We start from the raw sequence: 14,207 nt of genomic DNA, 5'->3' as shown, positions 1-14,207 counted from the left end.
GCGCTTTTACTTCTTGAGGCCATCAACACCATCGGTGTCGATCTGCTCCTTGCGCAGCTCCTCGGTGTGAGTCTCGGTGTCGCGAACGGTGTCCTTCTTCAGGTTGATCTTCTCAACCGGAACGGTTTCCTTGTTCACGTTAACCTGCTCCTCGTGCAGGGTGACGGAAGCTTCCTCAGTGTCACCGGAGATGGTGCCGTTGTAGTTCTTGGCATCTTCAGCGCTGATCGGAGTGCGCTCAACGCTGACCTCTTCGCGCTCAACCGGAACCTCAACGGTCTCGGTGTCGGTTACAACGTACTTGCGCAGGCGAGCCTCGCCGGTAGCCACACGCTCCTTATTGACGTTCATCTGCTCCTCAGAACGGATGAGCTCGCCGTCATTGTTGGTGTGCGCAGCTGCGGTGTTCTTGGAAGCAGCGTTATCGGCAACGCCAGCCTTACGCTCAGCAGCAGCCGCATCAGTGGTGTGGGTAGCTTCCTTCTTCTCGTTAGCGTGTGCACCAGCAGCGCCTGCACCAGCGCCAGCAACGCCGGCACCTGCGGCCAAGTTGTGGTCCTTGTCAGCGCCAGCCTGAACGTCGCGCTTGGAGTCCAGGTTGGAGTCCTTGTAATCGGTAACGTCCTGTGCATTATCCAGGCCGTAGTGCTTGAAGATATCGGACTGTGCCTCTGGGGTCAGCGGCTTATCGGAATCGAAGTCTGGGGCGTCCTTGATGCGGTCCTTGGAGAAGCCCAGCTTCAGGTCATCGCCGGAGAAGTCGTGACCGCGCAGCGGAACGAGGCTGGAGTTCATACCGAACAGGCCGTGGTTAACCTCAACGAAGGTAGGCTGGCCGGACTGGTCATCAACGAATACCTCGTTAACGTTGCCCAGCTTCTCGCCGTCCTTGTCGTATGCGGTTGCGTTAAACAGATCCTTAATGTTCTTACCCATTGTCAGTAAATCCTTTCTGCTATTGGTATAGCTCTCTTCAGCCAATCAAAAGGACATATTCTTGCCCCCACATGTGGAATGCGGGGGTGAGAATCGCTATTTGCTTGGTGTGACAACCACCATACGGAGAATTCAAAATTTTTCGACCGCCAGCAAGAAATTTTTGCCGTTTTATTCACCCAGAGAAGACTTCATGCAGCTCAGAGCAATCAATAACATTTTCATAACGTTAAGAATTCTGCACCATAAATGGCCCGAATCTAAAAAATAGATGTCGTTTCACGACCCCGCAGCGCCCTAGTCAACACCCTCGACTTTCTCCAAATCATTCAAGACTTACCCCACCCCCAAAAGGCGGTGCCACTAAACCCACAGAGTCCTTTCAGAAGGGTGTATGCTTTCTGCGGAAAAGCACAGGTTATGTACAGGCCCTATTCACTCGAACGGGTCTACACACATGTCGGTCGAAAAATCAGCCACAGTGACCGCCCGAAAACTTAGAAAATTAAGGCCTAGCGAAATAGGTACGGGCGGCGGTTTTCCACGCCCGCCGGCTCCACGTGAATGAACGCACTGCAGCCTGGATACAGCTCATCTAGGGCGATTTCCACGGCGTCAGCAACCTCGTGGGAATGCATAACGCTCCACTCTCCTGGCACCTCCATGGTCAGGTAGACCAAGCGCTGACGGCCGGAAGCGACAGTACGCCGGTCCGTGAAGGTAACCGATTGCTCCTTTTCCAACCGGGCCAGCAGCTGGCGAATCTGCTGGCGCTCATCCGCGGGAAGTGCTTCAGAAAGCAAACTGCTCACGGAATCGCGCAGGAGGGTGTAACCAGTCCACAAGATATTGATACCCACAGCGAGGGCTACTACAGGGTCTAGCCACATCCAGCCAGTTAAATAAACGGCGGCGATACCGACAAGGACGCCGACGGAAGTCCAGACGTCGGTAAGCAGGTGATGCCCATCCGCATCCAAGGTGGCAGAACGGTAGCGCTTGCCGGCGCGGATGAGCGCGATACCCACCGCCAGGTTAAGCACAGACGAGAGCGTAGATAATGCCAAGCCCCAGCCTGCCTCAGCAATCGGCTGCGGAATAAAGAAGCGCTGGATGGCCGTATAGATGATCATGCCGGCCGCAATGAAAATCATCGCGCCCTCCACCAAGGCGGAGACGTACTCCGCTTTGCCATGGCCAAACTGGTGGTTATCGTCGGCCGGCTTGGCAGCAATCCGGAGGGCATAAAAACCGGCGACGGCCGCCACGAGGTTCACTACGGATTCGAGAGCATCAGATAGGAAGCCCACCGAGCCGGTAAACCACGCGGCCAAGGCCTTAAGGATGATGGTAGCCACAGCGGCGGCGATGGATAGCTGCATGAAGCGCTCAAGAATGCGCTGCTCTGAGCCCATGGAGGACATAGTCACTTCTCCCTTCGGTTCGGTTGCGGACCGAAGGTCTCGTTCACGGCCGCGGGCACTGCGGGCGCTGGCTGGCCGGGCTAAACGCCAGTATGTCGACCAGTCATCTCGGAATTAACCGAGGGAACTACTCCCCTTCAGGAAACTAAAACCTTATAGGGGTAGGAACTCTGGCGCAAGATCAAAAAAGCCACGGGTGATACCCGTGGCGTGTAACCGAGGAGCTTTAGTGCTGGCCCTCTGCAAACTCCTCAACCAGCTTGGCATTAAAGGCTGGCAGGTCATCGGGAGTACGGGAGGACACCAAGCCCTGATCGCAGTGGACTTCCTCATCTACCCACGTGGCGCCCGCATTGCGCAGGTCGGTCTGCAAGGAGGGGAAGGACGTCAAGGTACGACCCTTAAGAGCTTCAGCATCGGCCAAGATCCATGCACCGTGGCAGATAGCACCAAGCGGGAGATCCTTGCTCATGTGGTTGCGCACGATTTCTACTGCGGCCTTGTCCAAGCGCAACAGGTCGGCATTGTCGGTACCGCCAGGCAAGATAATGCCATCGAAAGACTCGCCGGTTGAATCAGCGGTAACGGCGTCAACGGAAATCTCCGTGCCCTTCTTGCCGGTAATAGTACCGGACTTAGGGGCGATGACACGCACGGTAGCACCAGCGTTCTTCACGGCCTCCAGCGGAGAAGTCAGCTCAGAGTCTTCGAAACCATCGGTAGCGATAACAGCAATAATCTTGTTGTCTAGTTCAGCCATAATGTGACCTCCTATTATTTGAGTATGCCGCCCACAATAACGCGGAAGATTCTCAATCGCTACAATTTCTCCGCCTGCGCGGGCAGTGCCTTCTCCGTTAGGAGGCCCAAGACTTAGAAGACGCGGAATTAACCGCCGATCTTAAAGTCGCACACGTCGCCGTCTTGCATGATGTAGTCCTTGCCTTCTTGGCGGACCTTGCCGTGAGCGCGAGCTTCGGCCATAGAGCCAGCGGCTACTAGGTCATCATAGGAAACGATTTCGGCCTTGATGAACTTCTTTTCAAAGTCAGTGTGGATAACGCCGGCAGCTTGCGGGGCGGCAGAGCCCTGCTTGATGGTCCACGCGCGGGCTTCCTTCTCACCGGCGGTGAGATAGGTCTGCAGGCCCAGCGTGGCAAAACCCGCCTTGGCCAAAGTAGCCAACCCCGGCTCATCTTGGCCCACGGACTCAAGCAATTCGCGCGCTTCGTCTACTTCCAGCTCAAGCAGCTCAGTTTCTGTCTGGGCGTCAAGGAACACGGCCTCGGCCGGGGCGACGAGCTGGCGAAGCTCTTCCTTCTTTGCGTCGTCGGTAAGCACGGCCTCGTCCGAGTTAAAGACATAGAGGAAAGGCTTTGCCGTCATCAAGTGCAGATCGCGCACGAGCGAGAGGTCAATCTCGCCCTCCTTAGCTGCTGCGAAGAGGGTGCGGTCATCTTCTAGAATCTCCTGCGCCTTCTTGGTGGCTTCCACCTCAGCAGCCAGGTCCTTATTCTTGCGCGCATCTTTTTCAAGGCGCGGCAGAGCCTTTTCGATGGTTTGGAGGTCCGCGAGGATGAGCTCGGTATTAATAACGGAGATGTCATTGCGCGGGTCAACTTTGCCATCAACGTGGATGACATTGTCATCGGAAAAAGCGCGCACCACCTGGCAGATGGCATCTGCCTCACGGATATTGGCTAGGAAGGCGTTACCCATGCCTTCACCCTGCGAAGCGCCAGAGACGATACCGGCAATATCCACGAAGGACACGGTAGCGGGCAGGATACGCTCCGAGTTAAACATTTCCGCCAGGTGGGTCAGGCGGGAGTCCGGCAGCTCCACCAGGCCCACGTTGGGCTCGATGGTGGCAAACGGGTAGTTCGCCGCCAGGATCTCGGAACGGGTCAGGGCATTAAACAATGTGGACTTGCCCACGTTGGGCAGGCCGACGATTCCTAGTGTAAGACTCACGGGGCCAATCCTAACTCACCCACCTTCTTTTAAGGCAAGATGGTGGGGTGAGTTCTGATAACCAACCGCTGCCCGAGGCTCCCAAGACGGGCCTGGGCGATAAGTTTGATGAAAGCTTCGATACCAGCAAGCTGGAGGATGTATCGCCACATCCACCGGGCGATCAGGTAGATCGCTCTGTCATTGCCGGCGAGGTAGTTAAGTCTGCGTCCCTATGGGCGGTCCGCCTGCTCATCATCTGCGTTTTCCTCTACGCCCTCTACCGCTTGCTCGGCAATTTCTGGCAGGGCATCTTGCCAGTGCTTTTGGCCCTCATCATCTGCACCGTCCTAGCCCCAGTGGCTAAGAAGTTGCGCAGCATTGGCCTCCCCGCCGCGTTGGCGGCTGCCGTAACCATTTTGGTTTCTTTCACGGCAGTGGGTGGACTCATTTCCTTCGTTGCCCCGGACTTCATGCGCCAATCCCGCTCTTTGTACTTGCAGACGGTCTCCGGCATCCAAAGCCTGCAGCTCTGGGCACAGGGCCCACCCCTCAACCTCGATAGCGAGGATATGAGCAGCTACATCGATGAAGCGGCTTCCTGGCTGCAGCAGCGCGCTGGCGCCATCGCGGGTTCCGTCTTTACCGGTATCGGCACCGCTACCTCCATCTTGGTCACCCTCTTCATTGTGTTGGTGCTGACCTTCTTCTTCCTCAAGGACGGCGCCAAGTTCCTCCCCTGGCTGCGCGATGCCACCGGTAAACGCGCCGGCTGGCACCTTACTGAGCTACTCACCCGCGCATGGACCACGCTTGGAGGCTTTATTCGTGCGCAGGCAGTTGTCTCGCTTGTCGACGCCGTCTTTATCGGCATCGGCCTCGCCCTCATCGGCGTCCCCCTGGCCATGGCTTTGGCAATCATCACCTTCATCGCCGGCTTTATCCCCTTCGTCGGTGCAATTGTGGCCGGTGCCCTTTCCGTCACCATCGCACTGGTGTCCCTTGGTATTACCAAGGCCTTGCTCGTTCTTGGACTGGTCTTGCTGGTCCAACAGCTGGAGGGAAATGTCCTTTCCCCTTGGCTGCAGTCCAAGGCCATGGACCTGCACCCCGTCATCGTCTTGGTTTCTGTGACCGTAGGCTCTGCGCTATTTGGCCTGGTGGGAGGTTTCCTCGCGGTTCCGGCAGCCGCGATGTTCGCGGTGGCCTATCGCTACAGCCAAGATATGATGAAGCTCCAGTCGGGCGAAAAGACCGCCGCGGAGCTGGACTTTTCCACCGTAGCTGGCTACCTCATCGGCCGTTATACGGAGGAACAAGGGCGCTATAAGCGCGAGGCGTGGCTTAAAATGCCGGACTACGCAGCCCCAGAAGGCGCAGTGGCGGACGTAGCCGCGGACGGCAACTCCAATTCCCTCGACGCTGCCCTCAACGTGGAATCCACCCCGAAAGAGCATGAGAAGCCCGGCGTGCGCTCCAACCTGCGCCGTGCCCGCGATGCCTTCGAGGGCCTTTTGAACGGAGATTCGAAAAAATAGTGGGCTGTGTCGGCTGTACGTGCCATGCTGGGTTCCATGACTTCCACATTGCCCGTGCTGCTACTTTTTATCGGCCTCACCCTCGGCGCGGTAATGGGTTGGTTGGCCCATTCCTACTCCGCTGCTCGTTCGGCGCCAAGTGCCGAACACCGCGCGCTGCAAGAATCGCAGCGTCGCCAAGCTGAGCTCCAGCCGCTGGAAAAGGCCATGGACCGCTTGGGGTTTCAGCTCCAAGAAATTGAGGAAGACCGCACCGCGCTGCTCGCTTCCCTTTCTAGCCAGGTCCAGGCGGTAACCCGTACCTCCTCTCGTCTGACTGAACGCACTGACAAACTTGTTAGTGCCTTGCGCTCGCCCAATACCCGCGGTCGTTGGGGCGAGGTGCAATTGGAGCGGGTGGTTGAAATAGGCGGCATGACCAAACATGTGGACTTTGACTGCCAGGTTTCTGCTCCGCTGGGTGGTCGCATCGTTCGCCCAGACATGGTTATCAAGTTGGCTGGTGGCCGCCATATCATTGTCGATGCCAAGGTGCCTTTTACTTCTTACCTCGACGCGCTGGAGACCGATGACCCAGAAGAACACGCCGGCTTCTTGCGCCGCCACGCACACTTGATGCGTGGCCACGTCCAAGCACTATCGCACAAAGACTATATTGAAGCGTTTCAACCTACACCCGAATTCGTCATCCTGTTTGTCCCTGCAGATCCTTTCCTCGATGCTGCATTGTCAGTGGACCCAGAACTCATCGAGTATGCCTTTGAACGCAATGTAGTAATTGCCACCCCCAGCTCGCTTTTCGCCCTCCTGCGCACGGTGGCTATGGGGTGGCACCAAGAAGACATCTCAGCCAAGGCAAAGGAGGTTCAGCGCCTAGGGCGCGAACTGTACACGCGCCTGAATACACTTTCTGATCACTATGGCAGGGTGGGCCACAACTTGGAAAAGGCAGTCGAAGCCTACAATGCCACACTGTCCTCGCTAGATTCCCGGGTCGGCGTCACCGCCCGCAAATTGCACGAGATGGATATCCCAGGCCGCACGGACCGCACGCCACGGGAGCCCATAGCCATCGATACGTGGCCGCGCGGGCATTCGCCACTATAAATCCGGCGACTTAGTGCGTGGAAATAGCCATGGGCAGGCACGAACCGGTAGGATCTTCCGACGTGTCACAAGCCAAGCAAAGAAAGTCTTCCGCCGCCCAAAGCTCTGGACTCCCCAGCATCACGCTGGGCACGGGCCTTGGGCTGCTCGCGGCAATTTTGCTCACCGGCGCGTTGATTTCCATCCTGATGGGTACCATCGGGTGGGCTTACCTCGCCTTCCTCGTCATCGGCTCGCTGCTGGTGGCGCTCATCGTAGAAGAACGCGGCCTCTTCCTCACGGTGGCTTCCATCCCCATCTTGTATGCCATCACGGTGGTACTGGCCGGATTCTTTATTACCAAGGCCAACTTGCCAGAGGGAGCATCACCGTTTTCCAAGACGGCTACCGTAACCGCAGCTTTCCCCCTTGTCCAAAGCTTTCTCTGGCTCCTCATCGCTTTAGTAGGCGCAGGAATCATCGGCTGGTTGCGATGGGTCCGCTACCGTAAGACGGCACGTCGCACCGCTAAAATGGAAACTTCCTCTCGCCGTTCCGATGCTGAGCAAGACCGCCGCAATCGCGCTGAGCGTTTGTCGGTCGCTGACTTGATGGCGCGCGATAGGCTGGCAAAGGAACCTACTAAAATTCAAGCCACTCCGCAGCGCGCCCGCGCTTCTCACGCATTAAAGAAGTCCCGCCCCGCGCCCAAGGATCGTCTGCGTGGACGCGACCGAGAGGAACGCCGCCGCCTCCAACAAGAGGAACGCGCAAATCCAATGCGCCCGGATCCAACCCGGCGCGCCGGCGATTCGGTACCGGCGTCTCAGGAGCACAAGCAAGCGCCCAAGCAAGGTTGGGACGATAACCTCTATGACGAGGACTAAAATAAAAGAAAGGCCCGGAAACGGGCCTTTCTTTTATTTTAGATGTAGTTTAAGCACGCGCTCATTTAAGTGCGTGCTGGGCGCAGGTCGCGCGGCAGGGCGAAGGTAATCGTCTCCGTAGAGGTAGTTACCTGTTCTACGTCGCTATAGCCACGCGCATCGAGGAATTCCAACACCTCGCGTACCAGCAATTCTGGTACCGATGCACCACATGTGACTCCGACGGTGCGCACGCCTTCCAGCCAGGCATCGTCGATCTCCTTGGCAAAATCTACGAGGTGTGAAGCCTTAGCACCAGCCTCGAGCGCCACTTCGACCAGGCGCACCGAGTTAGAGGAGTTTTTAGACCCCACCACAATCATCAGGTCGCACTTGGGGGCAATGGCTTTGACGGATTCTTGGCGGTTTTGGGTGGCGTAGCAAATATCGTCTGAAGGCGGATTTTCCAGATGCGGGAAACGCTCGCGCAGTTTATTGACGATGGTGATCGTCTCATCCACCGAGAGCGTGGTTTGGGACAGCCAAATAAGCTTCTCGTCCTGCAGGAAATCCGGCAGCTTAGCAACGCCCTCGACGCCATCCACAAGGTGGGTAACCTCCGGTGCTTCGCCGGCGGTTCCTTCCACTTCCTCATGTCCTTCGTGGCCAACCAAGAGGATGTGATAGCCATCGCGCTGGAAGCGCTGGGCTTCCTTATGCACCTTGGTTACCAATGGGCACGTGGCATCCAACGTTAGTTGCTTGCGCTGCGTTGCCTCTGCCCGAACGGCCGGGGAAATACCATGGGCGGAAAAGACTAGGTGGGCACCTTCTGGGGCTTCAGAGGCCTCGTCAACAAAGATGACGCCGCGTTCTGCCAAAGACTCTACGACGTAGCGGTTGTGCACGATTTGCTTGCGTACATAAATGGGCGCGCCGTACTTTTCCAGCGCCTTTTCTACGGTTTCAACTGCGCGATCTACGCCTGCGCAGTATCCGCGCGGTGCCGCGAGGAGAACATTTTTACCTTCAGTCATGGCTCCCAGAGTATCGAAACAGCACGCAAAACAATAGTGGGGCCCACCGCCGCCATTCCGGCTACCCCGAGCGGGGCAATCATCTGCGCTGGCCCCTAAACTAGGCGGAAGAACACGGCAGACTGAAGAAAGGGAGGCTGTGTGAATCAACCGGCAAATACTCCGGATACTCCCTGGCCCGTTGGTAAAGTCAACGACCAAGTCAAGGGCTGGATCGAGCGCTTGGGCTACCTGTGGGTAGAGGGTCAATTAACCCAAATTAATTTCAAACCCACCTGGAAGCTGTCCTATCTCACGCTGCGTGATGTACAGCAGGAAAAGTCCGTGCAGCTGACTTGCCCATCATCAATGTTGCAGTCATTGTCAGCACCGCTAAAAGACGGCGACCGCGTCATTGTCCATGGCAAGCCGGCTTTTTATGCCGGCCGCGGTTCTTTTTCACTGTGGACCACGGAGATTCGTCATGTGGGCATAGGTGATCTACTCGCGCGCATTGAGAAATTACGCCAGCAGCTTTCGGCAGAGGGACTTTTTGATCCTGCTCGCAAGCGGCCACTGCCCTACCTGCCGCACAAAATTGGGCTGATTACCGGCCGCGGTTCGGCCGCGGAGCGAGATGTGATGGCGGTAGCTCATGATCGCTGGCCAGCGGTGCAATTCCGGGTACTCAATACCGCGGTTCAAGGTGCGAATACCGTGCCAGAGGTTATCGATGCCCTCCAGCAGCTAGATGCGGATCCAGAGGTAGACGTCATCATCATCGCCCGCGGTGGTGGCTCTGTAGAAGACCTGCTTCCCTTCTCAGAAGAAGCGCTGCAACGCGCGGTCGCGGCTGCTGGCACTCCGGTGGTCTCCGCCATCGGCCATGAGCCGGATAGCCCGGTGCTCGATAACGTCGCGGATCTGCGCGCTGCCACGCCTACCGACGCCGCAAAGCGCGTCGTCCCCTCCGTGGCCGAGGAGCGTGCCGTTATCGCAGAGGCACGCTCCCGGATGGCTGCCGCCTTGCGCGGCTGGGTGGAAAGGGAGCGACGCGGCCTGGACAATATTCGTTCCCGGCCCGTCATGGCAGACCCCATGACCCCCATTCGTACGCGCCGCGAGGAAGTAGAGCGCACTCGTGACACCATGCGCCGGGAAATTGAGGTCATGGTAGAACGCGAGACCCGCCACGTGGAGTCGCTGCGTGCTCGCGTTTCAGCTTTGGGACCTTCAGCAACTCTTGCCCGCGGGTATTCCATCGTCCAAGTGGTACCCAAAGATGGCTCCGGCCCCGAAGTTGTCACCTCTTATGAGCAATCCCCTCCCGGCGCGCAACTGCGCATCCGCGTGGGCGATGGATCTATTACCGCTGTTTCTATGGCCTCCCAGGCCGCCGATTAATCACCGAACAAGGAGAAAATAATGTCAGAGGACACCATTGGCACCGGTCAACCAGGCCAGGATGCTTTTACCCCAGTAGAAAAATTGAGTTATGAGCAAGCCCGAGACGAGCTCATTGAAACCGTAAAGATCTTAGAGCTCGGGCAGATGGGCTTGGATGAGTCATTGAAGTATTGGGAGCGCGGCGAGGCCCTTGCCCGAACGTGCGAGGCACATCTCGACGGCGCAGCAAAGCGCGTTGAAGCAGCGCTCGAGAGGGCCGAAGTAGCAGACGCAGAAGGAGACGAGTAGTGCAGATTTATGGGTATCCAGGTGAGCGGGTGGATTTTGTGTCGAAGTCTGCGGCCGCCGGTTCCATCATGGCGGGAGACTCCCGGGAATTCGTAGAGGAATTCTTTGGCCCAGCACATACCCGCGATGATGACGAGGTGAGCTATTTCTCCCAATCCGTGGTGCTGCGCTTTACAGGCGATAAGGTACGCGAAATCGCTATTTATCCGCAGCGTTCCCAGCGTGAGCGCATCGATGTTTTTGTAGGAAAGACGCGCCTTAGCGGCTTAGATGAGGAATCCCTCGCAGAGGTCATTGCCCAGGCCGGCGACGGTCTTAGCGCCACCGCTGCGGCAGAAGGATTGGGCGAGGTTATTTTTCGGCTATAGGTGCGGCGTCGATAAACGCAGCGGTAGCAGCCTCAAAATCGCTATCGTCTGCGGCACCGGAGATAATGAGGCGGGCGTCGCCCAAATCTGTCACCCACAGGCGGCGCACGGAGTCGTCATCACTTTCTAGTACCCGCACTTGGTGCCCTTTGACCTCACGGGCAGATTCGATGCCGCGGTAGTTGGCGTCGTATTCCTTGCCCGCATCATCGGCCGCCACCTGTGTCTGAGTAGACTCCACAAACCCTTGGTCAGCGGTCACCCAGCTGACCACGGTGGCGTTTTCTCCTCCCATATCAACGCGGCGGGCAGCATTAGCCTCCCAGCCCTCTGGCATATCAGGATTGCGAATAGCGCCAATTCCTGCGCGAGCTTGGGTTTCAAGGAAGGTTTGTTCATCCACTTCCTGCACTGCTCCCTGTTGAGTTTCGGAATTGATCGAGCATAGGCCGGTCGCTCCAACGGCCAGCAGCATCATGATCACCACGACGGCGAGGGACAGGGAGATATCCTTCGCGCCTTCAAAAATCTTTGGTCTTTCTTCTGCAGCCACGCGCCTTAGTATCGCACGGTGTGCTTCCAAAAAGCCACACGGCCCCTTCTCCCCCGAAAGTTTGATGAATCCCCCACAAATGGGGCGCAAAATCGGACCCATTAGAGCAAAAAAGTGCGAGAATGGAAAGGTAGAGCATCAAGGGGAACACCCCTCGATGAGAAAACTATGGAAGGCAACCACTACACATGTCCGAAAATACGTCTTATCTTCCTGACCGCAACCTGGCGATGGAACTGGTCCGTGTCACCGAGGCAGCAGCGCTCGCTTCCGGCCGTTGGGTAGGCCGCGGCCAGAAGAATGAGGGCGATGGCGCGGCGGTCGACGCCATGCGTAAGCTCATCAACTCCGTTGCAATGAACGGCGTCGTTGTCATTGGTGAGGGCGAAAAGGATGAGGCCCCTATGCTATTTAACGGCGAAGAAGTAGGCACCGGCGAGGGCGCCGCCATGGATATCGCCGTGGACCCCGTTGACGGAACTCGTTTGATGGCAGAAGGCCGCCCCAACGCTATCTCCGTCATCGCGGCCGCAGAGCGCGGAACCATGTATGACCCTTCCGCAGTCTTCTACATGGAAAAGATTGCTGTTGGCCCAGAAGCAGTCGGCGCTATCGACATCAACGAGTCAGTGGAGTGGAACATTAACTCCGTGGCTAAGGCCAAGAATATTCGCCCCGAAGATCTGACCGTGGTGGTCCTTGATCGCCCGCGCCACGAGCAGCTCATCTCGGAAATTCGCGCCGCAGATGCCAAGGTACGCCTCATTATGGATGGCGACGTTGCAGGCGCCATCGCCACCTGCCAGGATTCCAACTCCATCGACATGATGATGGGCATCGGCGGCACCCCAGAAGGCATCATCACCGCCTGCGCTATGCGCTGCATGGGCGGCGAAATCCAAGGCAAGCTGTGGCCAAAGGATGAAGAGGAAGCAGAAAAGGCCCGCGCAGCCGGCCACGATTTGGACCGCGTCCTCAAGACCACTGACTTGGTCTCCTCCGAAAACTGCTACTTCGCTGCCACCGGCGTGACCAATGGTGACATGCTGCGCGGTGTTTCCTACCGCAATTCCGGCGCTACTACCCGCTCACTGGTTATGCGATCCAAGTCCGGCACCATTCGCTACATCGACTCCATCCATAAGCTATCCAAGCTGCAGGAATATTCCGTAGTAGATTACACCACCCCGACCAAAAACTAGGGGGCACCCCCGAAGGCGGACCTCCTGGTAGATCTCCGCCATACTGGAAAGCACACACTACCCAATTAACTGAGGTGATCTTCACATGACTGAATACCGCATCGAACATGACACCATGGGCGAAGTAAAGGTTCCTACAGATGCCCTGTGGCGCGCACAGACCCAGCGCGCAGTGGACAACTTCCCCATTTCCGGCCGCGGCCTGGAAAATGCGCAGATTCGCGCACTTGGCCTCCTAAAGGCAGCTTGTGCTCAGGTAAATAAGGATTCCGGCAAGTTGGACGCGGACAAGGCCGATGCCATTATCGCCGCCGCTACTGAAATCGCCGAGGGCAAGCACAATGATGCTTTCCCTATCGACGTTTTCCAGACTGGTTCGGGCACCTCGTCCAATATGAATACCAATGAGGTTATCGCCTCCTTGGCACACCAAAATGGCGTGGAGATTCACCCGAATGACCACGTGAATATGGGCCAGTCCTCCAATGACACCTTCCCTACCGCCACCCACGTGGCCGCTACGGAAGCAGCCGTCAATGACCTCATTCCAGGTCTGAAGGTTCTGCACGAGTCCCTGAGCAAGAAGGCCAAGGAATTCGCCGACGTGGTCAAGGCGGGCCGTACCCACTTGATGGACGCCACCCCGGTTACCCTCGGTCAAGAATTCGGTGGCTACGCCCGCCAGATTGAGCTGGGCATCGAGCGGATCGAGGCCACCCTGCCACGCTTGGGCGAGCTGGCCATCGGCGGTACCGCCACCGGCACCGGCCTGAATACCTCTGCGGACTTTGGCGCTAAGGTCACCGAAGAGCTCAAGAAGCTCACCGGTGTTGCGGAACTAAAGGAAGCAGAGAACCACTTTGAGGCACAGGCCGCACGCGATGGCTTGGTGGAGTTCTCCGGCGCCATGCGCGCGGTTGCTGTGTCCCTTAATAAGATTGCTAATGACCTCCGCATGATGGGCTCTGGCCCACTGACCGGCCTGGCAGAGATTCACCTGAAGGACCTGCAGCCAGGTTCTTCCATCATGCCGGGTAAGGTCAACCCGGTCATTCCGGAGGCCGTCACCATGGTTGCCGGCCAGGTGGTGGGCAATGACGCCGCAGTCGCCTTCGGCGGTGCCCAGGGCCACTTCGAGCTCAATGTCTTCATCCCGATGATGGCACGCAACGTGCTCGAGTCTGCTCGCCTGCTGTCCAATGCCTCCCGCGTCTTCGCCGATAAGTGCATCAATCACATCGAGGCCAACGAGGAGCGCATGAAGCACTTTGCGGAGTCTTCCACTTCCATCGTGACCCCGCTCAACTCTGCTATTGGTTACGAGAACGCAGCCAAGGCCGCCAAGCATGCCTTGCATGAGAAAATCACTGTTCGCCAGGCCGTCATTGATTTGGGCTTTGTCGACGGCGAAAACCTCACCGAGGAAGAGCTGGACAAGCGCCTCGACGTGCTGAGCATGACTAACCGCGACCGCGATAACTTCTAAGAATCCGCCGCACCGCTACCCCGCCCGGGCAGGACCCGGGCGGGGTTTCGCATGCCTGGGGTAAGGGGGACGTCGGCAAGAGCA

The 14,207-nt window shown here is 57.6% G+C and carries 14 protein-coding genes; 8 read left to right on the top strand and 6 right to left on the bottom strand.

The genetic code is table 11. The features are described from left to right. Positions 1 to 6 precede the first annotated feature (6 nt). The 4 genes from QP904_RS05795 to ychF form a co-directional block, all read right to left on the bottom strand. Positions 7 to 936 (bottom strand): PRC and DUF2382 domain-containing protein, encoded by a 930-nt coding sequence (locus tag QP904_RS05795; RefSeq protein WP_023021869.1) that lies wholly within the window; start codon positions 934 to 936, stop codon positions 7 to 9. 512 nt (positions 937 to 1,448) lie between these two features. Continuing rightward, positions 1,449 to 2,360 (bottom strand): cation diffusion facilitator family transporter, encoded by a 912-nt coding sequence (locus QP904_RS05790; RefSeq protein ID WP_284835697.1) that lies wholly within the window; start codon positions 2,358 to 2,360, stop codon positions 1,449 to 1,451. Positions 2,361 to 2,586: 226 nt separating this feature from the next. Next, on the bottom strand, positions 2,587 to 3,120 hold the full coding sequence (locus tag QP904_RS05785) for a type 1 glutamine amidotransferase domain-containing protein (RefSeq protein WP_259824413.1): 534 nt from the start codon (positions 3,118 to 3,120) through the stop codon (positions 2,587 to 2,589). A gap of 128 nt (positions 3,121 to 3,248) precedes the next feature. Beyond that, a complete protein-coding gene (gene ychF, locus QP904_RS05780) occupies positions 3,249 to 4,334 on the bottom strand; it encodes a redox-regulated ATPase YchF (RefSeq protein WP_200287819.1) in 1,086 nt (361 codons plus the stop codon). Positions 4,335 to 4,381: 47 nt separating this feature from the next. Here ychF and QP904_RS05775 point away from each other — a divergent pair, with 47 nt between their 5' ends. From QP904_RS05775 to QP904_RS05765, 3 genes are all read left to right on the top strand, one after another. Next, a complete protein-coding gene (locus QP904_RS05775; protein ID WP_023021873.1) occupies positions 4,382 to 5,851 on the top strand; it encodes an AI-2E family transporter in 1,470 nt (489 codons plus the stop codon). 36 nt (positions 5,852 to 5,887) lie between these two features. Further along, positions 5,888 to 6,958: a DNA recombination protein RmuC gene (locus QP904_RS05770; RefSeq protein ID WP_034656472.1), complete on the top strand. Its 1,071-nt coding sequence runs from the start codon at positions 5,888 to 5,890 to the stop codon at positions 6,956 to 6,958. Positions 6,959 to 7,020: 62 nt separating this feature from the next. Further along, positions 7,021 to 7,824, top strand: a complete 804-nt coding sequence (locus QP904_RS05765; protein ID WP_259824416.1) for a DUF6542 domain-containing protein — start codon at positions 7,021 to 7,023, stop codon at positions 7,822 to 7,824. 65 nt (positions 7,825 to 7,889) lie between these two features. Here the strand turns inward: QP904_RS05765 and QP904_RS05760 are convergent, their stop codons facing one another. After that, positions 7,890 to 8,840: a 4-hydroxy-3-methylbut-2-enyl diphosphate reductase gene (locus QP904_RS05760; RefSeq protein WP_023021876.1), complete on the bottom strand. Its 951-nt coding sequence runs from the start codon at positions 8,838 to 8,840 to the stop codon at positions 7,890 to 7,892. Between the two features lie 141 nt (positions 8,841 to 8,981). On the opposite strand from QP904_RS05760, the gene xseA reads away from it, so the two are divergent. Genes xseA through QP904_RS05745 form a run of 3 tightly spaced genes read left to right on the top strand, consistent with a single transcriptional unit; the run spans position 8,982 to position 10,882 of the window. After that, positions 8,982 to 10,223 carry an exodeoxyribonuclease VII large subunit gene (gene xseA, locus QP904_RS05755; RefSeq protein WP_259824417.1) on the top strand — a complete coding sequence of 414 codons (1,242 nt, stop codon included), beginning with the start codon at positions 8,982 to 8,984 and terminating at the stop codon, positions 10,221 to 10,223. Positions 10,224 to 10,244: 21 nt separating this feature from the next. Then, positions 10,245 to 10,514, top strand: a complete 270-nt coding sequence (locus QP904_RS05750; RefSeq protein WP_259824418.1) for an exodeoxyribonuclease VII small subunit — start codon at positions 10,245 to 10,247, stop codon at positions 10,512 to 10,514. After that, the gene (locus tag QP904_RS05745) at positions 10,514 to 10,882 is read left to right on the top strand and encodes a hypothetical protein (RefSeq protein WP_259824419.1); all 369 of its coding nucleotides are present in this window, start codon (positions 10,514 to 10,516) and stop codon (positions 10,880 to 10,882) included. Before QP904_RS05750 ends, QP904_RS05745 begins: the two co-directional genes overlap by 1 nt. Here QP904_RS05745 and QP904_RS05740 read toward each other — a convergent pair. Continuing rightward, positions 10,866 to 11,435: a DUF4245 domain-containing protein gene (locus QP904_RS05740; protein ID WP_034656435.1), complete on the bottom strand. Its 570-nt coding sequence runs from the start codon at positions 11,433 to 11,435 to the stop codon at positions 10,866 to 10,868. The genes QP904_RS05745 and QP904_RS05740 overlap by 17 nt on opposite strands. A gap of 188 nt (positions 11,436 to 11,623) precedes the next feature. Here QP904_RS05740 and glpX point away from each other — a divergent pair, with 188 nt between their 5' ends. Continuing rightward, complete coding sequence (gene glpX / locus QP904_RS05735; protein ID WP_200287823.1) at positions 11,624 to 12,637, top strand: class II fructose-bisphosphatase; 1,014 nt, start codon at positions 11,624 to 11,626, stop codon at positions 12,635 to 12,637. 85 nt (positions 12,638 to 12,722) lie between these two features. Continuing rightward, positions 12,723 to 14,123, top strand: coding sequence for a class II fumarate hydratase (locus tag QP904_RS05730; RefSeq protein WP_259824420.1), 1,401 nt, complete (start codon positions 12,723 to 12,725; stop codon positions 14,121 to 14,123). Positions 14,124 to 14,207 lie beyond the last annotated feature (84 nt).

Source organism: Corynebacterium nasorum, assembly GCF_030229765.1.
GTDB classification, from domain to species: Bacteria; Actinomycetota; Actinomycetes; order Mycobacteriales; family Mycobacteriaceae; genus Corynebacterium; species Corynebacterium kefirresidentii.
This window is presented reverse-complemented; position numbering and strand designations above follow the sequence as displayed.